The following is a 26,009-nucleotide window of genomic DNA, read 5'->3' on the forward strand; positions in this document are numbered from 1 at the left end:
CCGTCTGCAAGGTCACTCACCCCAGTCCTCTTCGAGCTCGGGGGCCCGCTCGAGGACTGGCGGCTCCGTATCGACGACTTCAAGCTCGGCTCCACAGGTCGTACAGTCGACAATCTCTCCGACTTCCAGATCGTCGTGCAGGGACACCTCGGCCCCACACTCGACGCATTCGGTCATTGTACTCGCACGTGGGGGCCGGGATCCCTTAAAGCCTTCGAACTTAACAGCAAAATTATATTAACTGCACGCCACTCTACCGGTCCGTGGGGGCTACTTCACCGCAGGTCTACTTTGACATATCATCAAGCAGTTAATTCGTCCCCTCGCGGGGACCGTCGCCGAACCGGTCGAGCGACGGCCCGCGATTTCGCGGGTCGACCGGCCCGTCCCGCTCGAGTGAACGCCTCAGACATAGCCGTTCACCTCCGAACGGAGCGCCCCGCGGGCCGCCTCGAGCGCGTCGCTCGCGTCCGCGAGGGTCTCCTCGTCGGTCGCGAGCGCCTCGCGGGCCGACTCGAGCTGGGGAGCGACCGCTTCGGGCGCGGGACCGCCCTGCGAGTCGCGGCTCGCGACGCTTTCGGCCGGATCGAGCGCGTTCACGACCGCCTCGGGGTCGACGTGGGCCTCGAGCGACTCGCCGAGCACCTCCTGCGCGGCGGCCTCGAGGGCGTCGTAATCGGCCCCGCGTTCGGCGGCGATGGCGACCAGTTCGTGTGCGGTCCGGAACGGTAACCCGTTCGCCGCGAGCAGATCCGCGACGCCCGTCGCCGTCGAAAAGCCCTCGCCGGCCGCCGCCGCGAGGGTCTCCTCGTTCCAGTCGGCGGTGGCAACCGCACCAGCCGCAACCTCGCTGGCTTCCGTCACGGCGTCGACGGTCTCCCACGCGTGTGGCGTCGCCCGCTGCAGATCGCGATTGTACGCGCGGGGCAGCCCCTTCAGCGTCGTCGTCAGTCCCTGGACGCCGCCGGCCGCGTCGCCCGCAACCGCGCGGACCAGTTCCAGCGTGTCCGGGTTCTTCTTCTGGGGCATGATCGACGACGTCGAGGAGTAGTCGTCCGCCAGATCGACGAAGCCGCGGTTTGCGAAGATGATCACGTCCTCCGCGAGCCCCGACAGCGTCGTCGCGTGCGTCGACAGCGCCTGCACCGTCTCGAGCAGGAAGTCCCGGCTCGAGGCGGCGTCCATCGAGTTCTCGACGACGCGCTCGAAGCCGAGCAAGTCGGCGACGCGCTCGCGGTCGATATCGAACGTCGTCCCCGCGAACGCGGCTCCACCGAGGGGCGACTCGTTTATTCGGCCGTAGGCCTCGAGCAAGCGTTCGGTGTCGCGGCGGATGGCTCCCTCGTAGGCCAGCGCCCAGTGGGCCATCGTGGTCGGCTGGGCGGGCTGAAGGTGGGTGTAGCCGGGCATGATCGTCTCAGTGTGCGCCTCGGCGACCTCGACCAGCGACTCGCGCAGCGCCAGCGTCGTCTCGATCGCCTCGAGGACGTCCTCGCGCAGGCGATAGCGGATGCAGGTCGCGACCTCGTCGTTGCGCGAGCGCGCGGTGTGCATCTTCCCGCCGTCCGCACCGATGCGTTCGATGACGGCGGTCTCGATGGCCTCGTGGACGTCCTCGCCGTCGGGCAATGAGTCGTGGCCGTCGACCTCGATCGCGTCGATCGCGGTCAGGATCTGACCGGCCACGTCGTCTCCGATAATTCCCTGCTCGGCGAGCATGACTGTATGCGCGCGGTCGACCTCGAGGTCGGCCGCGAAAATGCGTTCGTCCGCCGCGAGCGAGGAGAGGAAGCTCCGGGCGGGGCCGCCGCTGAAGCGGTCCCGGCGGACGACCCCCTCGTCGTCGGAACCGCCGTCGGTAGCGACGTCCGACTCGAATTCGGACCCGTCGTGAGCGCTCTCCTCGGTCATGATTACTCGTCGTCTCCGCTCCCGTCGGTCGCGAGTTCGACTTCCTCGTCGGCCGCGTTCGCGGCGATCGCCTCGTTCGCGAGGCGGCGCTGGAAGCCGTGGTACTTCGCGACGCCGGTGGCGTCCTCCTGTTTGATCTTGCCGACCGTCTCCGTGTCGAAGGAGGCGTGCTCGGCCGAGTAGGCCGCGAACTTGCTGTCGCGGGCGACAGGCCGGGCCTGTCCACCCTCGAAGCGGATCGTGACGGTACCGGTGACGCGCTTTTGCGTCTCCGCGATGAAGCCCTCGAGCGCGCTCACGAGCGGTGCGTCGATCAGGCCCTCGTAGCCTTTCTGGGACCACTGCTGGTCGATCTGGTTCTTGAACTGACGCTCCTCCTGCGTGAGGACGAGCCCCTCGAGGGCCTCGTGGGCGTTGAGCAGCGTCGTCGCGGCCGGGTGCTCGTAGTTCTCGCGAACCTTTAACCCGAGCATGCGGTCTTCCATCGTGTCCGTGCGTCCGACGCCGTAGCTCCCGGCGAGTTCGTTCAGGGACTCGATGAGTGCGACCGGCTCGTGTTCCTCGCCATCGACGGCGACGGGGTAGCCTTCCTCGAAGGTGATCTCGATCTCCTCGGTCTCGCTACCGGGCTCGTCGGTCCACTCGTAGATGTCCCGCGGCGGGACGTAGTTGGGGTCCTCGAGGTCGTCGCCCTCGACGGAGCGGCTCCAGATGTTGGTGTCGATCGACCAGTCGCCGCCGCTGCCGCCCTCGACGGGCAGGTCTCGCTCCGCAGCGTACTCCTGCTCCCACTCGCGGGTGAGTCCGAGTTCGCGAACGGGGGCGATGACTTCGAGGTCCGAACTGCGCCAGACGGCCTCGAAGCGGAGTTGGTCGTTGCCCTTGCCCGTACAGCCGTGGGCGATGCCGGTACAGTTCTGTTCCTCCGCGACCTCGAGGATCGCCTCCGCGATCACCGGACGGGCGAGCGCCGTTCCCAGCGGGTAGCCCTGATAGGTCGCGTTCGCGCGAACGCTCTCGAGACAGAGTTGCGCGAATTCCTCTCGCGCGTCGACGACGTAATGGTCCAGGCCGAGCGCTTCGGCGGTTTCTTCGGCTTCGTCGAACTCTTCGGCCGGCTGGCCGACGTCGACCGTGACGCCGATCACGTCGTCGTATCCGTATTCTTCCTCGAGCAGCGGGACACAGACAGTCGTGTCCAGGCCGCCCGAAAACGCAAGTGCCACGCGTGTCATATCGTACTCGAGTAAACCCACAGGACGGACTTAAGCCCGTTGGTTTCAATTCCGAAAATAAATGAGAGAGGCGCTGCTAACCGAAAATTCTGCAGTTTCGGGAACGGTGGAACGATCCGGGGACGTGGGGTGAAATAAAGAGTGGGCTCAAAGGGCCCGTCGCGGTCGCCGCCGAGCGAGGGTCCCGTCGGTACCGAGAACGGCGAACGTCGTGCCGACGGAGTGGCTCATCGGTCGAACACTGTAGATCCACAGCCTTAAATCCTACTACATCGCGCTCCCACCGGTCAGTACCACGACACGCGGCCGATCTCGAAGCGGGAAATGACGTTAGATAAAATGGGAAAACAGCTGTCACGCTCGCGAGACCAACGACTGGGATCAGTATCGTTGTGGACGGAACGACCGGTTTGTGGGGGTGTTAATTGCAGAGTAGAGTGTCCTGCTACCGTGGCAGCAGGGAATCGCCACGCCCTCCCCAGCCGATTTCTGCTCACGGGCGCGAAGCGCCCGTTCGCATGGTTCGCGGAACCTCCGGTTCCGCGCTAACGCTCGCTCCCTTCGGTCGCTCACTCATCCCTCGCGCAGCGTCGTGCCGCGGTTTACGGTGGTTCGCGGCTCCCTCCGGACACCGCTCACACCATCGAGGCCGTCACTTCGTTCAGGCCTCGCAGTTCACCGCGGCACAGCGCGCGCCACCGCATGCCGGTTGATCGGGTCCGGAGTGAGGCAGCGGTCTCCTCGAGAGAGCGAGAAGACGATAGATGCGGCGGCTACCGACCCGACTCGTCTTCGGGCAGCGCAAGCACGTTCTCCCGGCCGATCCGGAACACGTCGATCTCGTCGTCCTCGCGCAGGTCGCCGACGACCTGGCTCGTCTTGGCCTCGGTCCACTCCAGTTCCGAGACGACCTCCTGTTGTTTCACCCGGCCGCCGCGTCGCTCGAGCAGGAGCAGGACCCGCTCCTCGTTACTCAGTAGTTCCGGCGGGGGCCCGTCCGGCGAGCCATCGTCGGACGGACTCGAGTCGACATCGGTCGAGCCGTCGGTTCGCCACGCCTTGTCGGAGCCGGCGTCGGTCCCTTCACCGCCGGGGCTGTTTCGCCCGACCAGCCAGCCAACGACGCCGACGGTCGCCAGCAGCGCCAGCGCGAGGAGGACGATCACCCACGGCATCGCCGGTCCCTCGTCGGACGGGGGCTGCTCCGCGCTCGAGTTCGAGTCGCTGTTCTTGGCGAGTACGACCCGGGGTTGGTCGTCGGTGAACGAGTCACCCTGCCACGAGACGGATCCCTCCGCCGGCTCGCTCGGTGACGGGTCGATCTGGGGTTCGCCCTCGCTCTCGTAGACGGTGTACTCGTCCGGCCAGTGGAACTGCAACGTCGTTCCGTCATCCAGCGTGAATCCGGACAGTGCGGTACCCGCCTTGATCCGGTTAATCTCGACGAGCGCGAAGTCCGACCACTCGAAGGAGACTTTCACGTGGCCGATCTCCCGCGGTTGAGCGTCCTCCTCAGTGGTAACGGACAGGCCCGAAATGTTCATCTCCCGGTTCGTCCGGTTCTGTCCCTTCTCGAGGGTGTCGTTCCAACTGTCTCGCTCCTCCTCGACGTACCGCTCCGTGTCGTTCGAGACACTCTCGTTCAGCGTCTCCCAATCCGCCGTCGAATTGTTCTCGCCGTAGAGATCGAACTGGTAGTCGGCGATCACCCGCGCGGAGCCGTTTTCGGCGATGAAAACGTCGATATGGATCCGATCGGCGTCCTCGAGTTGCACGCTCTCGTTCGAGTCCGTCTCGGTGCCGTCCGGTCCGTCCTGTAGCGCCGCTCGTTGTGCCCCGGTGTCAGCCGCCACAGCGAACGGCACCGAGACGAGCGCGAGCGAACACGCGACCACCACGAGCACGCAAATCAGGGCTCGTAGCCCCCTCACGTCCATTATGGGAACATGCCGTGGCCGTCTAAATAGGTCTTTCCGACCGCGGGAGCGATGGTTTTTCACACAGTCAGCCGAACGTGAGTGTATGATCGACTCACGCGGTGAACTCGAGGTCGAAACGCTCCTGAAGATCGTCCTCGGACTGATCGCCGTTTTGCTCGTCCTCGAGATTCTCGGGGCGGTGATCGGTAGTATCGCAGGGCTGCTCGGTCCGTTCTTTATACTCGTTCAGCTCGGGATCGCGGTCCTGATCGTCCTCTGGTTGCTCGATCGAATCTAAACCGGCGACGCGACGGTCGCTTGCGAGACCATCAGACTGATAGCCACACCGGCCTACTATCCACCGAAGTGTACAGCGTCAACGTTCCGGTTCCCGGTCGCGTCCGCCAGCTCGCGAACCGGCTCCACCCGGACCTCGTCGGATTCGAGACCATCCGCGAGGACCACTCGTGTCTCCTCAAGCGCCTCGGCGAGGCCGACCACGTCGCCCAGCTCCAGCACCGCGCCCACCGCACGCTCGAGGGTGCCCCCGCAGTCGAAGCCGAAATCACGGCCATCGACTACTTCGCGGACCCGCCGCTGGGGTCGGCACCGGTCGTCTATCTGGCCGTCGAGAGTCCCGGCCTCGAGACCATTCACGCCGACCTCACCGAGGCTTTCGAGACGGTCGACGGACTCGAAGGGAGGGATTACGTCCCGCACGTGACGCTCGCCCGCGGCGGCGACCTCGAGACCGCACAGCGGTTGGCCGACCGCGAGATCGACCCGATCCGGTGGACAGTCAGCGGACTCGAGTTCTGGGACGGAACCTACAAGCTGCCGGTGAGTCGGATCTCGCTTCCCGCCTGACTCGAGTCGGTCAGGGTGCCGGCGGCTCGCCGTCGTACGCCTCGTGGTCGCCGTAGAAGTTTCGCATCGCGAACTTGAGCTTGTCCGGGCCGATGTCGATCAGTTCCTCGCGTTCCTCGTGCGGGAAGGTTCCGTTGACGCTGTACTTGCCAAGATCCGACTTCGCCGAGCGCGAGTAGCGCCGATCGAGCAGCGCGCGGACGCCGACCTCCTCGGGCGATCGAATGACCCGGCCGAGCGCCTGTCTGGTCTTGCGGACCGTCGGAATCTCGACGGCGTAGCGCCAGCCCGTATCGGTGCCGTCGAAGGCCACGTCGTAGGCCTCCTGAACCGCCTCGGCGCGATCGTCCAGATGCGGGTAGGGAACGCCGACGACCAGCACCGTGTTGGCGTCGTCGCCGTCGAAGCTCACCCCCTCCGCGAGGGTGCCCCACAGCGAGGTACAGAGCACCCCGTCGTCGTTCGCGACGAACTGCGTGCGGAGCGCCTCGACGGACTCGCCGGGCTCGTCCAGGTAGACCGTCCGATCGCTGCGGCGCTCGAGCCGGTCGGCGTATCGCCCTGCCTCGCCGTAGTTGGGGAAGAAGGCGAGCGTGTTGCCGGGCGTCATCCGGATGGCGTCGTGGATCGTCTCCGTCACCGTCTCCTGAACCGCGGGGTCGTCGCGATCCGAGGAGAACAGCGGCGGCGTCTCGACGGCGTACGTTCGACGGTTCTTCTCGGGGAACTGCAGCCCGTAGGCCATCGTCACCGCGTCCTCGAGGCCCAGCACGTTCTCGGTGACGTCGAACGGCTGGAGGGTCGCGCTCATCAGGACGGTCGCGTGGATCTCGTCGAACAGTTGGCCGGTCACCTGCCGCGGGAGACAGGAGTACAGTTCCGCCCGGCCGTAGACCTCGTCCGTGCCGGCGTCGCGGGTGACGGAAACGACCGGGTAGAGCCCCTGCGTCGAACTCTCCGACATCCACGCGCTGACGAAGGCCGCGGCCCCCAGCGTCTGACACTCCGTCCGCGTGGCCGTCTCGCCCTCGCGGTAGGCCTCCTCGTACTGTTCGTCCAGTTCCTGGCCGAGTTTCATCGCGGCCTCGAGGTCGTCGTCGATTCCCCGCCCGGAGTAGCGCTGGAGGAACTCGAGCGTGAGATCGTCCTTCCGGTCCTCGTTGGCGATGGGGACGTCTTCCCAGTTCTCGCCGATCCCCTCGCGGTCGCCGAAGCCGAAGGAGTCCTCGTAGGTCTCGACGAGCGCGCGGTGAAACGCCGAGAGGACGTTGGCGGCGTCTTCCGAGCGTGGGTCGTCGGCGTCGGCCAACTCATCCAGCGCCGAGTCGAAGGTCCGCTCGGAGCAGGTCCGGGTCGCGTGCTCGCGGGCGGCGTCCTCGACGTTGTGCGCCTCGTCGAAGACGGCGATCACGTCCTCGGGGTCGCGGCCCAACCACCGGAAGAACTGCTCGCGAATGGTCGAATCCAGCAGGTGGTGGTAGTTACAGACGACCAGATCGACGCCCTCGATCCCCTCTTTCAGCAGCTCGTAGCCGCAGAACTGCTGCCCTTCGGCGTGTTCGTAAATCTCGTCGGGCGTGCGAACGTCCTCGAAGAGCCAGCCGAAGAAGTCGTCCGTATCCTCGGTCAGGTTGTTCCGGTAGTAGTCACAGACGTTCTGGTCCTCGAGATCCTCGAGTCGCTCCTCGATGTCCTCGAGTTCGTCCATGACGGCGCTGCGGGCGTCGGCCGCCGACCCGTCGCCGTCCTGGCTCTCGGCGAGCAGTTCGCGCTGCCGGCGCTCGAGTTGCTCGCGGTCGCGTTCGGCGTCGACGACGGCGCGGGTGTTGTCCCGCAGGGCCTGACACTCCTCGTAGCCGACGTCGATGTGGCACATCGACGATTTTCCCTTGAAAACGACTGCTCGAATCTGCTCTTCGCGCGTGATCGCGCGGGCTTCGGCGACGAACTGGCGCATCTGCTGGTGGACGTTCGTCGTGATGACGACCGTCTTATCCTGCTCGCGGGCCACTTCGAGGGCCGGAACGAGCGACGAGAGGGTCTTGCCGGTCCCGCAGGCACCCTCGAAGAGGACGTTTTGCCCCCGCCCCAGGGTGTTGTGGATGCGGTCCATCGCCTCGCGCTGATTCTCGTACGGCCGATCGTACGGGAAAAAGCGCATGTACCCGGTCTCGGACACAGTACGTGATAGGTTCGCGCTGCGATAAAAGGATTCGTCTCGATTCGGTCGGCCCCTTTAAACTATTCTTGGCGACCGCGTGCAGCTCGCGCGACCACCGGCCGGCGAACGCGCGGTACAGGGACATGTGTCTCGAGTGCCTGCCTCCGGTATGGCGATTCCCGGATACGATGCCAGCAGCGTCAACGACTACACGCTCGACAGTGCGGGTGCCCGCGTCGCCGTCGTCGCGGGCGTCGTTCCCGACGAGTTCGACCTCGCGAAGAGCGGCCGCGAGCCGCCGGTGGACGCGCTTGCCGATCCCGTCGATCTCGTGGCGCTCGACGAACTGAAGGCGGTCGAAGCCGTCCGAATCGCGCTCGTCTACGACCCCTCGAGACTGCCACCCGGCGCGAGTCCGACCGACGTCGCGGTCGCCGTCGAAACGGCGGACGGGTGGGAGCCACTCGAGGCGACGGTGGACTTGGAGGAGACGACGGTGACGGCGGTGTTGAACGACCGGCCGCCGGGTTCGACGGTGGTGGCGGGCTACGACGATAGAGACGAGGCGAACGCTGAACCGACTGGATAGCGCGACCGGAAAAACGACGAGCGCTCGGGTTCCGGTCAGGTTTCGGGTTCGATGTAGACTTTCTGCACCTGACCGTCGTGATCCATCAGTGCGAGTTCGATCTCCGTGATGCGCTCGTTGATCGTCTCGGCGTCCAGATCGGGCTCGAACGCGACGTCGGCGGTGACGAGCAGTTCCTCGGCACCGAAGTAGACCGTCCGGAGGTCGACCAGTTCGGTCACGCCCTCCCAATCGGCGATGATCCGCCGGAGGTCATCCTCGGCGTCTTCCGAGAGGCTCTCGCCGATGATGAGTCGCTTGTTCTCCCAGGCCAGCGCGACGGCAAAGCCCATGAGCATGATCCCGATGACGAGCGCCGCGCCGGCGTCGTACATCGGATTGCCGGTGGCTCGAGCGAGGTAGATCCCGAAGAGGGCGATCCCCGCGCCGGCGAGCGCGATGGAGTCCTCGGTGAGCGCGGTCAGCGTCGTCACGTCGCTGGTCTTGCTGAACGCCTCGCGGAAGCTCGACCAGCCGTACTCGTCCATCTGGCGGCTCATTCCCTGATAAGCCTTCCAGAGCGCGTAGGACTCGAAGGCGATTGCCCCGATCAACACGGCGTAGTTGACGAAGATCGGGTCGATCTGCGTTCCGAGCAGCGTAACGTCCTCGCTGGCCCGGTGGACGCCGCCCTCCTGCAGCGCGCTGTAGCCGTGTCTGGCGCTCTCCCAGCCGGCGATACCGAAGAGCATGACGCTGACGAGCAGGCTGTAGAAGAACTGCGCTTTGCCGTGGCCGAACGGATGGGACCGATTGGCTTCCTGCGCGCCGTACTTGATTCCGACCAGCAGGAAGATCTGGTTGCCCGTGTCCGAGATCGAGTGATACGTCTCCGATAGCATCGCGGGACTCCCGGTCAACAGATATCCGCCGAACTTCAGAATCGCGATCGCGCCGTTCGCGAACAGTGCGGCGAGCACGACGGAGGTGCTACTGGCCATCGGCGACGACTACGGGAGGGTCCCCCAAAAGTGTAAGCCGTTCTAGAGCCGGTTGTTCCTCGCTACCACGTCCGGTGGCACCGTCTCTGCGCGCGATCGGGACGGTCCGATCGGTCGCATCCGAAAGGGACCTGTCAGCGGTGACCGAAGCACGGCCATGATCGCGATCCTCTCGGACACGCACAGCCGCCGCGGCCACGAACTCGAGGGCGAGGCCCTAATTGCGGCCCGCGAGGCCGATACCGTCATCCACGCCGGTGATTTTACGACCGAAACAGCCCTCGAGGCGTTCCAGAACGAGTGCGACCGGCTGTTCGCGGTTCACGGAAACGCCGACGAGCCGGCGGTGTGTGACCGACTGCCGACGGCCCGCGTCGTCGAGGCGGGCGGCGTTCGATTCGCCGTCACGCACCGACGGGACGGCGGCGAGACGGGGCTCGCCATGTTTGGTCGATCGAGGGGGGCCGACGTCGTCGTCTTCGGGCACAGCCACCGGCCGACGGTCGTCGAAACCGACGATCTCACCCTGTTGAACCCCGGTAGTCACGCCGATCCGCGCGGGAATCAGCCGGGGTTCGCTACCCTCGAGGAGCGCGATGACGGCGGCCTCGAGGGCTCGATTCGGGACCCGGACGGGACGGTGCTCGAGTCGCTCGAGATCCGACCGGCGTGACTTCTCGTGGCGATATTTAAGGCAGTAGAGGCTCTCTCACCGGCATCGATTCGTCGGAGTCGTTTCGGGTTCGGTGACAGTAGACGTGTGAATGGAACAGCGGACTCTGCTAATGACTGAGTGAAACAAAGCGTCCTGCTATCGTGGCAACACGGAATCGCCACACCCTCCCCAGCCGATTCGCTCGTTCACTTCGTTCTCTCGCTCATCCCTCGCGTGCGTTTGAGCCGCAGTTCGCTGGCGCGAACCGCGGCACAGCACGCGCCACCGCACGTCGTTTGGTCAAGTCGAACTCGAGGGCCGCCGATCGGCCGCTCTCAGTCGGTCAGCCCGTAGCCGATTGTGAACAGGTAGACGTCGAGCGCCAAGACGAGGACGGTGACCGCAGTGAGCACCGCGAGCGAGACCAGCGGCGCGAAGCCGGTGTAGGGCGCGGGCAGGATGCCGACGCCGATCAGGTCCGAGTGGCCCAGCAGTCCGTACCGGACGCTGTCGACCATGTAGACCATCGGGTTCACCAGCGAGAGGCCCACCTGCCAGGCGTGGTCGAACGTCTCGAGCGAGTAGAAGACGGCGCCGAAGAACACCAGCGGCCGGAGGATGAACTGGTTCATCACGGTCAGATCGTCGAAGTCTCGAGCGACGAGGCCGCCGATGATACCGAAGCCGGCGAACAGCGCCGTGATGACGACCATCGTGGCGACGAGATAGAGCCCGTGTTCGAAACTGATCGGGACGAACAGTCGCCCGACGGCGGCGATGATGACGCCGACGATGAGGCCGCGCACCGCGCTGGCACCGACGTAGGCGACGACCATCTCGACGTACGACAGCGGCGAGGTCAGCGTTTCGTGAATGTACTCGTTCCATCTGCCGTGAAAGATCGAGAACGAGGCGTTCTCGAAGGCGTTCGAGATCGCACCGAGGACGATGAGCCCGGGCACGATGAAGAGGATGTAGTCGAAGCCCGCGATCTTGTCGATCCGATTGCCCAGGATGACGCCGAAAACGGCGAAGTAGAGCACGTTCGTGATCGCCGGCGGCATGAACGTGTTCTTGGGCCGGCGGACGAATCGCAGAATCTCGCGCCGGAAGAGCGCGCGGAAGCCGACCGACAGCATCAGGCGACCCCCTCCTGTTCTCGTTCCCGATCTCGTTCGGTCTTCGACGGGTTCGCCTCGCCATCGCCGGTATCGTCGCCCCCCTCACTGGCTCCGGATCGGGTCACCGTCCGATCCTCGCTCCGGGTCAGGTCGACGAAAATCTCCTCGAGCGAGGTTCGGGTGATCTCGAGATCGGCGATCTCGTGGCCCATCGCCTCGAGATCGTTGAGCAACTGCGGCGCGGTCGAGCCCCCGTCGTCGACGCGGACCTCGAGCAGGTCGCCGGAGACCGTCGTTTCGTGTGCGTACGCGCCGAGGTCGGGTGCGCTCGCGGGCGGTGACTCGAGGCGGACGGCGATGGTATCGGTGCCGCGCGCCTTGAGTTCGTCCGGGGTCGCGACCGTCACCTTCCGGCCCTCGTTCATGATCGCGACGCGGTCGCAGAGGCGTTCGGCCTCCTCGATGTAGTGGGTCGTCAGCAGGATCGTCGTCCCCTCCTCGTTGAGTTCGGTGACGAGTTCCCAGAGGTCGTGGCGGAGCTGGACGTCGACGCCGGCGGTCGGCTCGTCCAGGATGAGCAGGTCTGGCTCGGTGACAAGGGCTCGAGCGAGCAGGAGTCGGCGTTTCATCCCGCCGGAGAGCCAGTCGAAGCGCTCGTCGCGCTTGTCGTAAATCCCGACGCGTTTGAGAACCTCGTCGGCCCGGTCGGCGGCTTCGGCGTCCGGAACGCCGTGGTATCCCGCCTTGTGTTTCAACACTTCTCTGATCGAGAAGAATCGGTCGACGTTGAACTCCTGCGGTGCGAGGCCGATCGCGTCGCGGGCCTCTCGGTAGTCCTCCTCGACGTCGTGGCCGAAGACGCGCGCCTCGCCGCCGGTCTTGCGGACCAGGCCGACCAGCGTGTTGATGAACGTCGTCTTGCCCGCCCCGTTGGGGCCGAGCAAGCCGAAGAACTCGCCCTCCTCGACGGTCAGCGATAGCTCCTGCAGGGCGCGCAGATCGCCGTACTCCTTCACGAGATCGACGGTCTCGATGGCCGGTGGCATCGGTACAGCGTCAGCCCCGGCTACGGTTAAACCGTTTGTTCGGGGAACACGTCGCTCCAAAACCGGCCTGTGAACGTCCCTCAGTCCGCCGTCCGCGGTCGACTCGAGGGAGCGACCGCGCCGCTTTGCTGGACGATGTCGAACGCAGTCATCACGTCGGTTCGAGAGATCAGTCCGACGAGGTCGTCGTCGTCCACCACGAGCAGCCGTCCGATATCGTGCTCCCGCATTCGATCGATGGCGGTCATCGCGTCGGAATCGGGGCCGATCGTCTTCAGCTCCGTCGTCATCACGTCTTCGACGGTGTAGGCGTCGCGCTCGACCGGTTCGATCTCGCGGGCGTCGGTCAGCGTCACGAGACCGATGAGTCGCTCCCCCTCGAATGCGTTCGTATCGACGACCGGATAGCCGGTGTGGCGCTCGGTGAACATCCGCCGGATCAACTCCGCGACCGTCGTCTCGGGCTCGACGGTGTGGAGGTCGTCCGCGGGTGTCATAATGTCGCCGACGGTGACGTCCTGGAAGGCCGCCTTCATCGTCACCTGCTGGGCCTCGCTCGAGGCGGCGATGTAGATGAAGAAGGCGACGCCGATGAGGAGGATGTTCCCCGAAAAGAGGCCGAACAGTCCCATCAGGACCGCGAACAGCTTCCCGATGCTGGCGGCCTGCTGGGTCGCCTGCGCGTACGGTTGACTGCGAGCGAGCAGCGCTCGCAGCACCCGCCCGCCGTCCATCGGGAACGCGGGGAGCATGTTGAAAAAGGCGAGCGCGACGTTCAGGACGGCGAGATAGCCCAGGACGAACCGCGCGCCGTCGAGACTTTCGGGGGTGACGACGAAGAGCGCGTAGGAGCCGACGCCGACCAGAATGCTGACGATTGGTCCGGCGACGGCGATGTTGAGTTCCTGTCGCCAGTCTTCGGGCATCTCGGAGAAGGCGGCGATGCCGCCGAACAGCCAGAGGGTGATCGACTCGATCGGAAACCCATATCGTCGAGCGGTCAGCGAGTGGCCGAGTTCGTGGAGCACGACGCCGACGAACAGGCCGATCGCTGCGGCCAGCCCGAGCAGCCACGGAAGCGGGCCGCCGGTGATGGCTCCGACGTCGATTCCCGCCGCTAACCCGTTGTTCAGTATTCTGGCGACGGCCTCGATCTGTGCCCCGATGAGATACGCGAACAGCGGGAGCACCAACAGGAACGTCAGATCCAGTTTGATCGGGATACCGAACAGGGATCCGATCCGGAAGCTCCTCATGTAGAGTGGTTTTGGCGGTGGGAACTTAAATACGCTGCCGGGGTCCGAGGTCGGACTAGCTGACGGGTCGCGCAATCGTGGTGGGAGCCCGTTACAGCAATCCGTCTTAGCTCGTTTTCCGATCGCGCTGGTTTCTCGACTTCTCTATGTGATATAGTCGCAATAATACCCACTAGGTAATCTATATCCTCTGCACCATAGACTTATACAGGAGTTCGTGGATACTGTTAGTATGCTGATGCAAGACGCGAAATCGACCGACCGACTCAGCCCGCTCCCGACCGAACTCGACTCCGCACAGAGCAAACTCGTGTACGTCACCCTCGAGGCCACCGACGGAGCGACGACCGAAGATCTGAGCCGACTCCTGAACATGCAGAAGCTCACCATCCTGAGCGTGCTCTCGTCGCTCTCGAGTCAGGGCCTGATCGAGGAGACCGGGTCGGCGTACGTCGTCGCGAACTGAGTTCGGAAACCGCCGTTTCGACCGATCGACCGCGCCGGGGACGCCGCTCCGGTCTCGAGTCGACACCGCTGTCACCAGCCGGGACACCGGCCGTCGGTATCGACGACCCCCGGTTCGCTCGCGGTGATCGACCGCGGCGCTGTCCGACGCGGCGCTTCGAAGCCTTTATCCGCCCGGTGGGCCTCCGTTTTTCTAAGTAATCACAACCATGTCAGACAAGCCTGCCTCCATGTACCGGGAGATCAGTAAGCCGGCCTACACGCGCCGCGAATACATTACTGGTATCCCTGGCTCGAAGATCGCACAGCACAAGATGGGCGACGTCAAAGCGGATCCCGACGACTACCCCGTCCAGATGAGCCTCATCACGGAAGAAGAGGTCCAGCTCCGTCACGGCAGCCTCGAGGCCTCGCGCCTCTCGGCGAACCGTCACATGCTGAAAAACGCCGGCGAGAACAACTACAAGATGATCCTGCGAAAGTTCCCCCACCAGGTCATTCGGGAGAACAAGCAGGCGACGGGTGCCGGGGCGGACCGTGTCTCCGACGGGATGCGCCAGGCGTTCGGGAAGATCGTCGGCACCGCCGCCCGAATGGGCGCCGGCGAGCGTATCTTCACCATCTGGTGTGACGTCGACGACGCCGAGTTCGCCAAGGACGCGCTCCGTCGCTCCTACAACAAGATCTCGCCGCCGTGTCGCATCGTCATCGAGCGCGGCGAGGAAGAGCTTATCGCATAACGAAATTTTACTCTGCGGTCTATCGCGGTCGCAAACCGCTGCGACCGCGATGTCCCTCGGTAAAATTTCGATCAAAAGCACTCCTCCCTCCGTCCACTTCCTCCTGAGCGGCGCTTCGCGCCGCGCAGTCGATCGTTCACATCGGTCGTCGGCCCGCTCGTTCGTGCCTTCGGCACTCACTCGCGGTGAGTATCGGTGAACTGCCTGCCCTTCCCCGGGTCGTGCGTCTCTCGCATTCGCTCGAGACGCACTCCCGGCCACCGCGCGTCTTGCTCTCGAGAATCCCGTCTCGAGCACCTTTTTACCTCTCTACTCCCGACTTCCGACTATGATCGATCTCGCGGTCGCCAACGAGAAACAGACGTTCCGGCGGATGCAGGAACCGCTGGCCGAGCGCGGTATACAGGTACATCACGTGCCCGTACGCGAGCGCACGGTCGCCCTCGGCGACCCGCCGTGGGACCCCGACGATTACGATGTCGGCTTCGTCTACCCCGGCCGGCTGATGGAGGGCGGCGTCGCGGACGCCCTGCTCGAGATCCCGTGGCTCAACGATCACGAGACGGTGTTGACCTCGCGGAACAAGGCCGAGGTACTGGCGCGACTCGAGCGGGCCGCCCTTCCGGTACCGGACTCCGTCTACGTCTCCAACGATGTCGGCGAGGCCGAACTGGTCGACGTCTTCGAGCGGTTCGAGCCGCCGGTCGTGGTCAAACCGAACTCGACGACGCGGGGCGTCGGCGTCGCGAAAGCCCACGATCTCGACTCCTTTCTCGGGATCTGCGATTACCTCTCGCTGGTCCACGACTACAAGGCGACCGGCGACCAGTCGTTTCTGGTCCAAGAGTACCTCCCGAACGCGACCGATTACCGGGTGATGGTGCTCGAGGGGGAGTACGTCGGCGCGGTCGAGCGCCGACTCCCCGACGACGCGGTGCGCGAGGGCCAGTGGAAACACAACGTCCACCGCGGCGCGGAAGCGACCGGGATCGACCTCCCCGAACCGTGGCGCGACCTCGCCGAATCGGTCGCGGCCGAACTCGAGATTCCCTTCCTGGGCGTCGATCTGCTCGAGACCGGCGAGAAACTGGTAGTCAACGAGACGAACGCGCGACCGACGATCGACGAGGAGACGAAGTACGAACCGGAGTTCTACGATCGGCTTGCCGACGCGATACGCGCCGCTGCGAACTGAAGACGCTGCGACTGAAGAGACCGAAAACGAGTCGATTCGACCGCGAGCAGCCCGATTACTCGAGGCTGATGTCCGACGACTGTTCGGCGCGATCGAAGACGACCTCGAGAATGCCGTTGTTGTAGGTCGCGGACGCGGTGTGCTCGTTGACGCGGGTCGGCAGCGAGACGCGTTCGTCGTACTGGCGGTGTTCGCTCTCGGCGGAGATGGTCAGCGTTTTGCCGTCGCACTCGAGTTCGATGTTGTCCTTCTCGACGCCGGGGAGATCCGCGACGACGCGGACCTCCTCGTCGGTCTCGTGGATATCGACGTGGGTGTCCATACCGAAGCCGCTGTCGACGGTGTTCGAGGAGTTGAAATCCACGTTGGCGTCCGCGCCGTTCATCATCTCGTTCATCATTCGCTCGATCTCGCGGAACAGGTCGTCGAAGGGTTCGTCGCGGTCGTCTCGGCGCATGACAGACAGTAAGCCACCGGGCGGCAAAAACTTTCTGTCGTCGCTATACGATTGCGGATCGGATCGGCGGTCCCTTACAGTCCGATTCCCAGCGTCTCGTTTGTCGTCTCGATGCTCTCCGCAGCGTCGGCGCTGCCGGTCACGGCCCGGATCGCGTCGACGTTCTCCGGCACGACGTCGCTCTCCTGGTGAATGCCCTGGAAGAGGTAGAGATCGCGTCCGACGGTCGAGACCGACTCCTCCCAGATGCAGTTCTCCCAGATGTCGCCGCGCGGTCGGCCCGCGTCCAGCGCGTACTCCTTGAGCGTCCCGCTGCCGTCGATGTCCATCCGCTCGGGGATCAGGAACAGACGCGACTCGTCGGCGAACAGCTCGCGGACCTCGGTCGCGTCGACCTCTTCCTCGAGGGTGACGTTGAGGCTGTGCATGTGCATCAGCGTCGCGGGCACCTTCATCCCGAGCGTGTCGATGTCGAGGTCGGGGAAGATGGTCTCGACGTCGGGACCGTGGTGAGAGGGGATCGTCACCGGGTTCGGGAGGATGTCGTTGATCGGGCCGCGGTCGGACTGGCCGGGGTCGCCGCCGCGACGAACGAGCGTCGCACGGACCTTCTCGACGCCGTAGGCCTCTCGGAGCGGTGCGATGACTCGAGAGAGGCCGGTCGTGTTACAGGAGACGACGCGTACGTGATCGGCGTCGACGGCGTTCTCGAAGTTCGAGCGCGCGTTGAAGCTCACGTCGGTGAGTTCGGCGTCCTCGCCACCCTGGTAGAGCGCGGGCGTGCCGTACTCCTCGTAGAGTTCCTTGTTCTGGGCCCCGATTCCCGACGGCGTGGCGTCGACGACGATGTCGGCCTCGGCCACGAGGTCCTCGACCGGACCCGCGATCTCGAGGCCGGCCTCGGCGAACAGTTCCTCGCGCTCTTCGATCGCCGCGTAGAGCGGGAACCCCTTCTGGATCGCTGTCTCGGCCTCGAAGTTCGGACGCGTCTTCGCGACGCCCAGCACCTCCATGTCGGGCTGTTGCCGGACGGCGTCCGCGACGCGCTTGCCGATCGTTCCGTAGCCGTTGATTGCGACCTGTTGCATGTACCCGGGAGTGAACCACCGAGCGGGATAATCGTTTCGAGGACTCGCAGCCGATTCTTACTCGAATCGGAGTTCTCGATCGCTCTCGAGGCCGATCTCGGTATCGATTCGCACGGTACTCGAGCCGGTCTACCCCGTCCGTCCGACCCGATCTAGCGGTCCGGGCTCGCCTCCGAGCCCGTTCGAGAACCTGCGCACGCAGCGCGATCGAGGACAAGACATATCGGCCCGCTCGCCGCACACTCGCGTATGACAGCACTTCGAGCCGCGGCGGAGACGGCGGTCCGCCAGTGTCTGGGTCTCGAGGCGGGAGAGTCGTGTGCGGTCGTCACCGACGACGCCCGGGTTCCGATCGGGGAGGCGATCTACGAGGTCGCCAGCGAGATCACCGACGACGCCGTGATCGTCCGCTATCCGCCGGGCGAGACCCACGGCGGCGAGCCCCCCGCTCCGGTGGCGGCGGCGATGGCCGGGGCCGACGTCGTCCTCGCGCCGACGACCAAGAGCCTGAGTCACACTCGCGCCCGCACGGACGCGAACGAGGCCGGGGCGCGGGTCGCGACGCTTCCGGGGATCACCGAGGACGTCTTCACGACGGGGCTGGCGGCCGACTACGAGTCGATCGCGGCTCACTGTGAGGCGGTCCGCGAGCAGGTCGCGGGGGCCGACGAGGTCCGCGTCACGACCGAGGCCGGCACCGACATCACGTTCGGCGTTGGCGACCGCGAGTGGCTCGCCGACACCGGCATCGTCCACGATCCCGGCGAAATGTCGAACCTCCCGGCCGGCGAAGTGTTCATCAGCCCCGAAACCGCCGACGGGACCTTCGTCGTCGACGGGACGATGATGCCCCACGGCCTCCTCGAGGACGGCCGGACTCTCTCGTTCGCGGTCGAAGACGGGTTCGTCACCCGCATCTCGGACGACGATATTCGCGAGGCGGTCGAGGACGCCGCGGAGACGGTCGGTGACGCCGCGTACAACCTCGCGGAGCTGGGAATCGGCACCAACGTCGCCGTCTCCGACCTCGTCGGCTCGGTCCTCCTGGACGAGAAGGCCGGCGGTACCGTCCACATCGCGATCGGTGACGACGCGGGGATCGGCGGCGACACTGAAGCGCCGATTCACCTCGACGGCATCATCCGGGAGCCGAGCGTCTTCGCTGACGGCTCGCCCGTCGAGCTTCCGATGGCCGACGGTGACTGACCGGGTGACCGACGCTCGAGGCCCCGCGCTCGGTCTCGGCGGTCACCGTTCGCGATCCCGCGCTCGGGCGCGACTGCCACACGCTCGAGTCGGATCCGTCCGCAGGGACGGCTCGAACTCCGGTCGATATGTGAGTATCTAGTGGTTTCAAGTTCGGCTAGTGTGAGGTGGGGACCGATGAGCGACACTCGAGCGTACGATATCGAGGGAATCGAGCTCACTGACGACCGCTATACGGTCGAGCAGGGGCTCGTCCGAAACAAGTACAGGGCGCTCGACGCGGACGGGAACGTCGTCCTCCGGAGCAAGCAGAAGATGCTGAAGATGAAAGAGGAGTTTCCCTTCGTCGACGCCGACGGGAACGAGGTGTTCACGGTGAAAGCCGGCGGCATCATCGACGTCGCGGGGAACTACGTGCTCTCGGACGCCCGGACCGGCGAGAACGTCGTCGTTCTGGACAACGACTACTCGCTGCTGCAGGACACGTGGCGGATCCGCGACGCGACCACCGAGGAGAAGTTGGCCGAGATCAACTCCCGCGGCGCGATGGTGACGCTGGCCCGGGATATCGTCCCGTTCGGCGGGTGGATTCCACACAAGTACGAGATCTCCGATCAGGAGGGCGCACACGTCGGCTCCATCAGCGGCCAGTTCTCGTTGCGCGACCGCTACGACATCGTCATCGACGACGCCAGCAGCGTCCCGAAGGAACCCATCATCGCCGCGGCGATGGTCATCGACGCGATCCAGGGGAACTAGAGTCGTCTCGAGCCGGATTACTCGTCTCGAGCCGGACCGTCCTCTGCAGGCCTGACCACTCGACTGAGCCGGTGCGGGCGACCGGTTCGACGGCTCGTCGATGCGTAAGAGGTGACGAAGACCGGTTCAATCGCCTTTTAGGTGCGTAGCCGTTAGGTTGTCTATGAGCGAAATACCGGACCGGGTTCCGACGCCCTGTCCTTCGTGCTCGCCGGACCTCGAGACGGTCCACGAAGTACTCACGGAGGGCGGCGGTACCCTGACCGTTCGATGCAGCGAGTGTAGTCACGTCCACAAGATTCAGCCCGACACCGAGACGGAGGTCACCCTCGATGTCGTCATCTCCCAGGGCGGCGAATCGTTCACGGCGAACGTCACGACGCCCGAAGACGAGCGCATCGAAGTCGGCGACGAGTTCATCCTCGAGACCGACGAAGTGCTCTCGACCGTTCGCGTGACGAGCGTCGAACTCGACGGCCAGAAACGAGTCGAGGCGGCCCCCGCCGAGGAGATCGAGACCGTCTGGACCCGCGAGGTCGACAACGTGGCGGTCAACGTTACGGTCCACCCGCAGGACGGCTCGAGGGACGACAGCCACAGTATCACGGTCCACGTCCCTGGCGACTACGAGTTCGAGGTCGGTGCAGTCGAGTCCTTCGGCGACGACGAGTTCGAGATCGACGCCTTCGTCATCCGCGGCGACGCCGACGGCTACCGACGGGACCGCTTCGAGGAGGGCGGCGATACGGGCTTCGCAAAGGATATCAAACGTGTCTACGCCTACGACGAGCAGAGCAGCGCCTGGTCGGCCTGGTAGGCAGGCGACATCCCGATCACTGCCCACGCCCGCTGCCTCTCTCCTGCTGTCTACACCCCAGCGCCACGCTGATCCACCGCGACCTCCCCCGGTATTCGCCACCCGACTTCCTACCGTTCTCGAGCGCGTATCCGACGCCGACCCATGTCCGACACCGACAGTTACGAGGCTCCACGTCAGCGGATGGTCGAGACCGTCGCGCCGCGCGTGGACGACGACCGCGTCCTCGCGGCCCTCGAAGCGGTCCCGCGCCACGAGTTCGTCCCGCCCGGCCGTCGGGACCGCGCCTACGCCGACCGACCCCTGCCGATCGGTGACGGCCAGACCATTAGCGCGCCACACATGGTAGCGATCATGGCCGACCTCCTCGAGGCCGACCCCGGCGACGCCGTCCTCGAGATCGGCACCGGCTGTGGCTACCACGCGGCGGTGACGGCCGAGCTCGTCGGCGACGAGAACGTCTACACCGTCGAGTACAGCGGGGAGCTGGCCGAGCGGGCCCGCGATCGACTCGCAAATCTAGGCTACGACGATGTCTCGATCAGGGTCGGCGACGGACGCGAGGGCTGGTCCCGGCACGCACCCTACGACGCCGTCTACTTCACCTGCGCAGCGGCCGACGTTCCTGATTCCGTCGTCGAACAAGTTCAACCGGGCGGCCAACTGCTCGCGCCGATCGGGACCGGTCGCCAGACGCTCGTCGACGCGACGAAACGCCCCGACGGCTCGCTCGACCGGACCAAGAACGGCGGCGTTCGATTCGTCCGGATGCGAGGGTAATCGACGAGCGGACGAGCAAGCGCGCCATTCATAACGGCCGGTGCGATAGCTGGCGCATGGACCTCGCGGTACTGCGAGAGGACATGGTCGACGGCCTCGAGGCCGCGCCCAAGAACGTCCTCTCGGACGAGACCGTCGCCGTCGCGATGCGCGACGTGCCCAGGCACGCGTTTCTCGACGACGAACGGACGGCCTACGCCGATCGCGAACACGTCGCCCTCGGTACCCGCGTCCTCGCCCCGAGCACGGCCGCCAGACTGCTCCAGGTGCTCGCACTCGAGGACGACGAGACGGTGTTGATCGTCGGCGTCGGCGTCGGTTACACCGCCGCCGTCGCGGCCGAGGTCGTCGGCGAGACGAACGTTCACGCCGTCGATATCTCCCGGCCGCTGGTCGTCGAAGCGCGGGAGAACCTCGCCGACGCGGGCTACGACGGCGTCCTCGTCGACCGTCGCGACGGCGCGAAGGGCTTCCCCGAGTACGCCCCCTTCGATCGGATTCTGCTCGAGGCTGCCGCCGTCGAACCACCCCGCGCCCTGCTCGAGCAACTCGCCGAGGGCGGACGACTGGTCTTCCCGCGTGGCACGCAGCGACAGCGACTCGAGGCGGTCTCGACCGACGGCGTGGTCGACCGGTTCGATCCCGTCTCGTTCGATCCGCTGCTGATCGAGGGCGAGCAATCGGGGGCAGTCGAGCGAAACCGGATGACTCGCGAGGACCGCGAACGGGCACAGCGACGCGCCGAGTCCCGTCGCGGCTGGGAACAGGACTGGATCGAGTGGGACGAGGCCGCAGACCGGCAGTCACAGCGTCGCCGATCCCGGTAGCACGGAACTCTCGTCTCTCAACGGACGGTATCACTCCGGTGTTGCTGGCACAATCAGTACCGCTTTCGAACGACTTCAGTCGTCCGACCGCGAGATGCCTCTCGAGGGTAGGTAGAAAGGGTGGGGGGAATGGGGGTGGCGACAGTCTGTCTCAGATCGCCAACTACTCGTACGAACTGGCGGGGGTTAACTATACTCTCTAACTGTTTACCATCTCGATGTAGTGAGATTTAATTAGTTAGTGTCTCACTGTGGCATTACGATCGGCGACCGCTGGTTGCCATAACTGATGGGTTTGGCGGAGGTGACATTCCTCTCTCTGACTGCCTCGACTGATCGGACTCGTTCACGCGTTGCGCTGCGGGGACCTCTCTCGTCGGAATGCGCTGCGATGGAGTACTCTCATCGAAACCAGTTGCCGGTGTCCGTTCGAAGAACGGCGTCGCTATCGAACGAGTGATTCGGGAAAGGGGGTGGGGAAAGGGGTGGGGGGATTGGGGGTGGCGATAATGTGCCTCGGATCGCCAATTACCGATACGAACCGATACTGGGTAAGAATACTTCCTAACTGTTTGCGTGTCTTCTCAGGATATACTAATCAATTAGAATATCCGTCGAACGCCATGGTGACGAGTTTTCGTTCGGCCGCCCGCAGGTGGTAGTGATACGTCGGCGGCGAGACGTCGAGCGCGTCGGCGAGGTCTTCACCGGTGCTCTCCCGCGGCCACTCGAAGAAGCCGCTGTAGTGAGCCGCCTGCAACGCTTCGAACTGCTTGTCGGTGAGTTGCTCCGCGAGGTGGGTATCGAGCTGTCGCGCCGACTGCGTGGTTGTCGTCTCCCGTTTGGCGACCAGTTCCGTCTCGGGATACTCCTCTCTGATCGCCTCGACCAGCGCCCGCGTCTCGACCCGCTGTGGAACGTCGAGAACGAGCGTCGACGTCCCGTCCTCGGCCGTCGCCATCCGGATCTGTACGTCGTACGTTCGAAGCACGTCGAGGAACGGCGTCGCCATCACCGTCAACTCGAACAGCGTCTTGTCCTCGCCTTCCGAGACGACCGAGAGCGTCTCGATCGACGCCCACGATGCTTCCAGCGGCGTGAGATCCGCCGCCGCCGGCGCGCTGACGAACAAGACGATCCCGTCCTCGCCGCGGTCAACGACGCCCTCGAGCGTGATCGGTTCCGTCCCGTCGACGTGGGTCGACAGCCGGTTGAGCAGCAATCGCGAGCCCCCCACGGCCAGTTCGAGCTCGAGGCGACTGTCGGTCAGCATCGCCCGCGTCCGTTCGACCGACTGAATCGCGTGTCCGATCGTCTCCCCGAGCTCGGCGAGCACCTCGCGCTCGCGCTCGCCGACCGCGTCGGCTCCCGCGACGTGGACCATCAGGACGCCGTAGCGCCGTTCGTCCGCAGCGAGCGGGACGCCCAGAACCGTCTGAAACCCGTACGTCAGCGCCTCCTTCCGTCGCATCGTCCACCGGTCGTTCTCGAGCACGTCGCGCACCGTCCGCACCTGCCCCGACTCGAGAATGTCTCGGACGAGTTCGATTTCCGGTGCGCAGTCGTCGCAGTTGCGGATTCCGTCGATGTATGCCGCGTCGATCCCGGCCCAGGCGGTCGGTGCGGGCGGTTCGTCGTCGCTCGCGGCGATCCAGGCGAACCGATACCGGTCCGTTCCGGCGAGACGATCGCATACCGTCTCCTCGATCTCCGCGCGCGTCGACGCCTGCGCGACGCCGTGGTTGATCTCGCGGACGATCTCGTTCGTATGATTGAGCCGCGTCAGCTCCTCGTTTTGCTGCGTGAGCGTCCGATCGTGATCGCGAAGCAGCTGCTCGCGTTCGGCCCGATCCAACGCCGCCTCGGTGTTGGCCGCCAGAATGTGCAACAGCTCCGTCATCGTCTCGTCGAATCCGTCGACGTCCTCCGTCCCCGCGACCAGGACGCCGTGCGTCCCCAGCGGCACGATCAGTTCGCTTCGACCTACCGTTTCCGCGGTATCGGCCCCGTCTTCGCGCCTGACGTCCTCATAATAGGCGCTCTCTCCCTCGGAGAACGCCTCCCAGATCAGCCCCTCGCCCCGTTCGAACGTCTCCGCGAGATCGCCCAACTCGGGCGAGCGCCGCGTCGACGCCGCGTGCTCGAGGGCTCCCGCCGTCGGATCGAACGCGTAGGCCGCCGCGACCGCCACGTCCAGAATCTCGCGAGCCGTCTCGACCGCCGCCCGGTAGATCTCCGCTTTGGTCTCGGCTCGCATCAGATCCCGCGTCGTCTCGTGTAACGTTGTCAGCGTCCGCTCGTAGCGGCGCTCGCTCTCGCGAAGCTCCGTTTCGGTACGGTACTGAGCGACCGCGTTCGTGATCTGGTTCGCCAGCAGCGCGTACTGCTCCTCGCCGGACTCCTTCTGGAGATACTGGGTCACGCCCGCCGCGATCGCCTCGCTGGCGATCTCCTCCGACCCCCGCCCCGTAAAGAGGATAAACGGGAGGTCGGGGTCCGTCTCTCGGACCCGCTCTAACAGCTCCAGGCCCGTCATCTCCGGCATCTCGTAATCGCTGACGATACAGTCGACCCCGCGGCGCTCGAGAATCTCCAGCGCTTCCGCGCCGTCCGTCGCTGCCTCTGTGGTGATCGATTCGCGCTCGCGCTCGAGCATCTCTCCGGCGAGCGCCGCGAAGCCGGGTTCGTTGTCGACGACGAGTACGGTGATCGATTTCGTCATTGATCTGGAGATTGATGCCCTCGGTTGCTGACGCCTTGTCGAGGAAAGACTAAACAATTAGCATTTAGATATCGTTCGTTCGAACTATCTCTAGTAGCCGCTGAACGTCAGTGGACACTCACTTGTACGATGGCAGTGCGATTGGGGTACAAATAGATCCAGTTATCGCCCAAGTATCGTCGTTCGGCTTGATGGGTGAGATCACGGAATAGTACCGTCGAATTCGTACTCTCTCGCCCAGTTTATCGAGGGATGATCGATCTCGGACTCGAACCGAAGCTCCATCTTTTGTTCAGTTGCATCGGCTGCATCGATCCAGTAAAACTGCCCATTGTCGGGGTAGTAGACGAGAAACGCGTCGATCAAGTCCTGATAGGTGTCCTCGTGATAATCACCATCTTTCGTGGTTTGCGAGTGGGTATTGAATCGCATCGTTTCCGCCTTGTTCGACCAGCCGGTCTTGCACTGGATCTGATGGAGGTCGGTCCCGTCGTCCACGATGAGATCGTACTTGTCGTTGTCTCCGAAGGGAACCGAGACGCTGTAATCACTGGCTATAAGCTTGGACAGTGCTCTCGCTTCGGTCTCGTCGCCGACCGCTTTCGAATTTCGCACAGCATGCTGTGCCGCCTTCTTTGATAAAAACGATGGGTGAGTCTATCGATCTGCGTCGAAGTTCATCGCTCACTGGTTCAAATCCCACATTCCGTCTTTTCCGTTCGTGAGTGACGAGTACACGCTATGTGGCACTCGTCGAAATTGGCTGCGAAAGAAGACGCCCGAGGCGGGATTTGAACCCGCGTCACAACCGTGACAGGGTTGTATGATGGGCCACTACACCACCCGGGCTCGCAACTCTTCGTTTCCGGCTAACAGTATTAAGGGTTTTGCTCCGGATCTGTTTGGACGGTGCGGTGACATGATATCAACTCAAGGAAACTCGAGACGCACCGAAGTCCGGCAATTAGCCCATAGAGGTGGATAATATTTGCAATTTTATTTGAATCGAAAGATCACAACCGCATTGCTCGATCGTTCCGTAGACACATCCCATATTGGTTTCCGACGGCTACTATCGCGACTCGCTTCGCTCGTCGGTTCGTTCCTCAAAAAGCGCCCGAGGCGGGATTTGAACCCGCGTCACAACCGTGACAGGGTTGTATGATGGGCCACTACACCACCCGGGCTTCAACACATAATTACCCGCTGCTGG

25 protein-coding genes and 2 tRNA genes are annotated in these 26,009 nt (G+C 64.6%); 12 read left to right on the top strand and 15 right to left on the bottom strand.

Annotation, left to right across the window (positions count from 1 at the left end; all coding sequences use genetic code 11):
* Positions 1 to 12 precede the first annotated feature (12 nt).
* The 4 genes from lysW to LDH74_RS18085 all read right to left on the bottom strand — a co-directional run bounded on the left by lysW (position 13) and on the right by LDH74_RS18085 (position 5,083).
* On the bottom strand, positions 13 to 177 hold the full coding sequence (gene lysW / locus LDH74_RS18070) for a lysine biosynthesis protein LysW (RefSeq protein WP_005554620.1): 165 nt from the start codon (positions 175 to 177) through the stop codon (positions 13 to 15).
* A gap of 228 nt (positions 178 to 405) precedes the next feature.
* Positions 406 to 1,911 (bottom strand): argininosuccinate lyase, encoded by a 1,506-nt coding sequence (gene argH / locus LDH74_RS18075; protein WP_226040073.1) that lies wholly within the window; start codon positions 1,909 to 1,911, stop codon positions 406 to 408.
* A 2-nt stretch (positions 1,912 to 1,913) separates the two neighbouring features.
* Entirely contained in the window at positions 1,914 to 3,146 is a 1,233-nt protein-coding gene (locus LDH74_RS18080; protein ID WP_226040074.1) for an argininosuccinate synthase, read from the bottom strand.
* 773 nt (positions 3,147 to 3,919) lie between these two features.
* On the bottom strand, positions 3,920 to 5,083 hold the full coding sequence (locus tag LDH74_RS18085; RefSeq protein ID WP_226040075.1) for a hypothetical protein: 1,164 nt from the start codon (positions 5,081 to 5,083) through the stop codon (positions 3,920 to 3,922).
* Between the two features lie 85 nt (positions 5,084 to 5,168).
* Between LDH74_RS18085 and LDH74_RS18090 the strand changes: the two genes are divergently transcribed.
* Together LDH74_RS18090 and LDH74_RS18095 are read left to right on the top strand one after the other, a co-directional pair.
* On the top strand, positions 5,169 to 5,363 hold the full coding sequence (locus tag LDH74_RS18090) for a hypothetical protein (protein ID WP_226040076.1): 195 nt from the start codon (positions 5,169 to 5,171) through the stop codon (positions 5,361 to 5,363).
* A gap of 68 nt (positions 5,364 to 5,431) precedes the next feature.
* The gene (locus LDH74_RS18095; protein WP_226042558.1) at positions 5,432 to 5,932 is read left to right on the top strand and encodes a 2'-5' RNA ligase family protein; all 501 of its coding nucleotides are present in this window, start codon (positions 5,432 to 5,434) and stop codon (positions 5,930 to 5,932) included.
* Between the two features lie 10 nt (positions 5,933 to 5,942).
* Here the strand turns inward: LDH74_RS18095 and LDH74_RS18100 are convergent, their stop codons facing one another.
* Positions 5,943 to 8,093 carry an ATP-dependent DNA helicase gene (locus LDH74_RS18100; RefSeq protein WP_226042559.1) on the bottom strand — a complete coding sequence of 717 codons (2,151 nt, stop codon included), beginning with the start codon at positions 8,091 to 8,093 and terminating at the stop codon, positions 5,943 to 5,945.
* Between the two features lie 169 nt (positions 8,094 to 8,262).
* Between LDH74_RS18100 and LDH74_RS18105 the strand changes: the two genes are divergently transcribed.
* Positions 8,263 to 8,682 carry a hypothetical protein gene (locus LDH74_RS18105; RefSeq protein WP_226040077.1) on the top strand — a complete coding sequence of 140 codons (420 nt, stop codon included), beginning with the start codon at positions 8,263 to 8,265 and terminating at the stop codon, positions 8,680 to 8,682.
* Positions 8,683 to 8,717: 35 nt separating this feature from the next.
* Here the strand turns inward: LDH74_RS18105 and LDH74_RS18110 are convergent, their stop codons facing one another.
* Positions 8,718 to 9,662 carry a cation diffusion facilitator family transporter gene (locus tag LDH74_RS18110; protein WP_226040078.1) on the bottom strand — a complete coding sequence of 315 codons (945 nt, stop codon included), beginning with the start codon at positions 9,660 to 9,662 and terminating at the stop codon, positions 8,718 to 8,720.
* Between the two features lie 157 nt (positions 9,663 to 9,819).
* Between LDH74_RS18110 and LDH74_RS18115 the strand changes: the two genes are divergently transcribed.
* A complete protein-coding gene (locus LDH74_RS18115; RefSeq protein ID WP_226040079.1) occupies positions 9,820 to 10,335 on the top strand; it encodes a metallophosphoesterase in 516 nt (171 codons plus the stop codon).
* A 317-nt stretch (positions 10,336 to 10,652) separates the two neighbouring features.
* On the opposite strand, the gene LDH74_RS18120 is transcribed toward LDH74_RS18115, so the two are convergent.
* The 3 genes from LDH74_RS18120 to LDH74_RS18130 all read right to left on the bottom strand — a co-directional run bounded on the left by LDH74_RS18120 (position 10,653) and on the right by LDH74_RS18130 (position 13,740).
* Positions 10,653 to 11,456 (bottom strand): ABC transporter permease, encoded by an 804-nt coding sequence (locus LDH74_RS18120; protein ID WP_226040080.1) that lies wholly within the window; start codon positions 11,454 to 11,456, stop codon positions 10,653 to 10,655.
* Positions 11,456 to 12,484, bottom strand: a complete 1,029-nt coding sequence (locus tag LDH74_RS18125) for an ABC transporter ATP-binding protein (RefSeq protein ID WP_226040081.1) — start codon at positions 12,482 to 12,484, stop codon at positions 11,456 to 11,458. Before LDH74_RS18125 ends, LDH74_RS18120 begins: the two co-directional genes overlap by 1 nt.
* An 80-nt stretch (positions 12,485 to 12,564) precedes the next feature.
* Positions 12,565 to 13,740 carry a CBS domain-containing protein gene (locus LDH74_RS18130; RefSeq protein ID WP_226040082.1) on the bottom strand — a complete coding sequence of 392 codons (1,176 nt, stop codon included), beginning with the start codon at positions 13,738 to 13,740 and terminating at the stop codon, positions 12,565 to 12,567.
* A gap of 232 nt (positions 13,741 to 13,972) precedes the next feature.
* On the opposite strand from LDH74_RS18130, the gene LDH74_RS18135 reads away from it, so the two are divergent.
* From LDH74_RS18135 to LDH74_RS18145, 3 genes are all read left to right on the top strand, one after another.
* A complete protein-coding gene (locus tag LDH74_RS18135) occupies positions 13,973 to 14,206 on the top strand; it encodes a MarR family transcriptional regulator (RefSeq protein WP_226040083.1) in 234 nt (77 codons plus the stop codon).
* Between the two features lie 208 nt (positions 14,207 to 14,414).
* Positions 14,415 to 14,945 carry a 50S ribosomal protein L16 gene (locus LDH74_RS18140; protein WP_098724819.1) on the top strand — a complete coding sequence of 177 codons (531 nt, stop codon included), beginning with the start codon at positions 14,415 to 14,417 and terminating at the stop codon, positions 14,943 to 14,945.
* Between the two features lie 328 nt (positions 14,946 to 15,273).
* Positions 15,274 to 16,140 (top strand): RimK family alpha-L-glutamate ligase, encoded by an 867-nt coding sequence (locus LDH74_RS18145; RefSeq protein WP_226040084.1) that lies wholly within the window; start codon positions 15,274 to 15,276, stop codon positions 16,138 to 16,140.
* 55 nt (positions 16,141 to 16,195) lie between these two features.
* Here LDH74_RS18145 and LDH74_RS18150 read toward each other — a convergent pair whose 3' ends face one another.
* Positions 16,196 to 16,597 (bottom strand): Hsp20/alpha crystallin family protein, encoded by a 402-nt coding sequence (locus LDH74_RS18150; protein WP_226040085.1) that lies wholly within the window; start codon positions 16,595 to 16,597, stop codon positions 16,196 to 16,198.
* 74 nt (positions 16,598 to 16,671) lie between these two features.
* Positions 16,672 to 17,685 (bottom strand): type II glyceraldehyde-3-phosphate dehydrogenase, encoded by a 1,014-nt coding sequence (locus tag LDH74_RS18155; RefSeq protein ID WP_226040086.1) that lies wholly within the window; start codon positions 17,683 to 17,685, stop codon positions 16,672 to 16,674.
* A gap of 249 nt (positions 17,686 to 17,934) precedes the next feature.
* Here LDH74_RS18155 and LDH74_RS18160 point away from each other — a divergent pair, with 249 nt between their 5' ends.
* The 5 genes from LDH74_RS18160 (at position 17,935) to LDH74_RS18180 (ending at position 22,074) form a co-directional block, all read left to right on the top strand.
* A complete protein-coding gene (locus LDH74_RS18160) occupies positions 17,935 to 18,891 on the top strand; it encodes an aminopeptidase (RefSeq protein ID WP_226040087.1) in 957 nt (318 codons plus the stop codon).
* Positions 18,892 to 19,068: 177 nt separating this feature from the next.
* Entirely contained in the window at positions 19,069 to 19,650 is a 582-nt protein-coding gene (locus LDH74_RS18165) for a hypothetical protein (protein ID WP_226040088.1), read from the top strand.
* Between the two features lie 163 nt (positions 19,651 to 19,813).
* Positions 19,814 to 20,467 (top strand): HVO_0476 family zinc finger protein, encoded by a 654-nt coding sequence (locus LDH74_RS18170; protein WP_226040089.1) that lies wholly within the window; start codon positions 19,814 to 19,816, stop codon positions 20,465 to 20,467.
* A gap of 144 nt (positions 20,468 to 20,611) precedes the next feature.
* Entirely contained in the window at positions 20,612 to 21,247 is a 636-nt protein-coding gene (locus LDH74_RS18175; protein WP_226040090.1) for a protein-L-isoaspartate(D-aspartate) O-methyltransferase, read from the top strand.
* A 56-nt stretch (positions 21,248 to 21,303) separates the two neighbouring features.
* Positions 21,304 to 22,074, top strand: coding sequence for a protein-L-isoaspartate O-methyltransferase (locus LDH74_RS18180; protein WP_226040091.1), 771 nt, complete (start codon positions 21,304 to 21,306; stop codon positions 22,072 to 22,074).
* A 598-nt stretch (positions 22,075 to 22,672) separates the two neighbouring features.
* On the opposite strand, the gene LDH74_RS18185 is transcribed toward LDH74_RS18180, so the two are convergent.
* The 4 genes from LDH74_RS18185 to LDH74_RS18200 all read right to left on the bottom strand — a co-directional run bounded on the left by LDH74_RS18185 (position 22,673) and on the right by LDH74_RS18200 (position 25,983).
* Positions 22,673 to 24,796, bottom strand: coding sequence for a bacterio-opsin activator domain-containing protein (locus tag LDH74_RS18185; RefSeq protein WP_226040092.1), 2,124 nt, complete (start codon positions 24,794 to 24,796; stop codon positions 22,673 to 22,675).
* Between the two features lie 201 nt (positions 24,797 to 24,997).
* Positions 24,998 to 25,411, bottom strand: a complete 414-nt coding sequence (locus LDH74_RS18190) for a group I intron-associated PD-(D/E)XK endonuclease (RefSeq protein WP_226040093.1) — start codon at positions 25,409 to 25,411, stop codon at positions 24,998 to 25,000.
* A gap of 161 nt (positions 25,412 to 25,572) precedes the next feature.
* Positions 25,573 to 25,645, bottom strand: a tRNA-Asp gene (locus tag LDH74_RS18195).
* Positions 25,646 to 25,910: 265 nt separating this feature from the next.
* Positions 25,911 to 25,983 (bottom strand) — tRNA-Asp (locus tag LDH74_RS18200).
* Between the last annotated feature and the right edge of the window lie 26 nt (positions 25,984 to 26,009).

Origin of the sequence: Natrinema sp. DC36 (assembly GCF_020405225.1) — an archaeon.
Classification (GTDB): Archaea; Halobacteriota; Halobacteria; order Halobacteriales; family Natrialbaceae; genus Natrinema.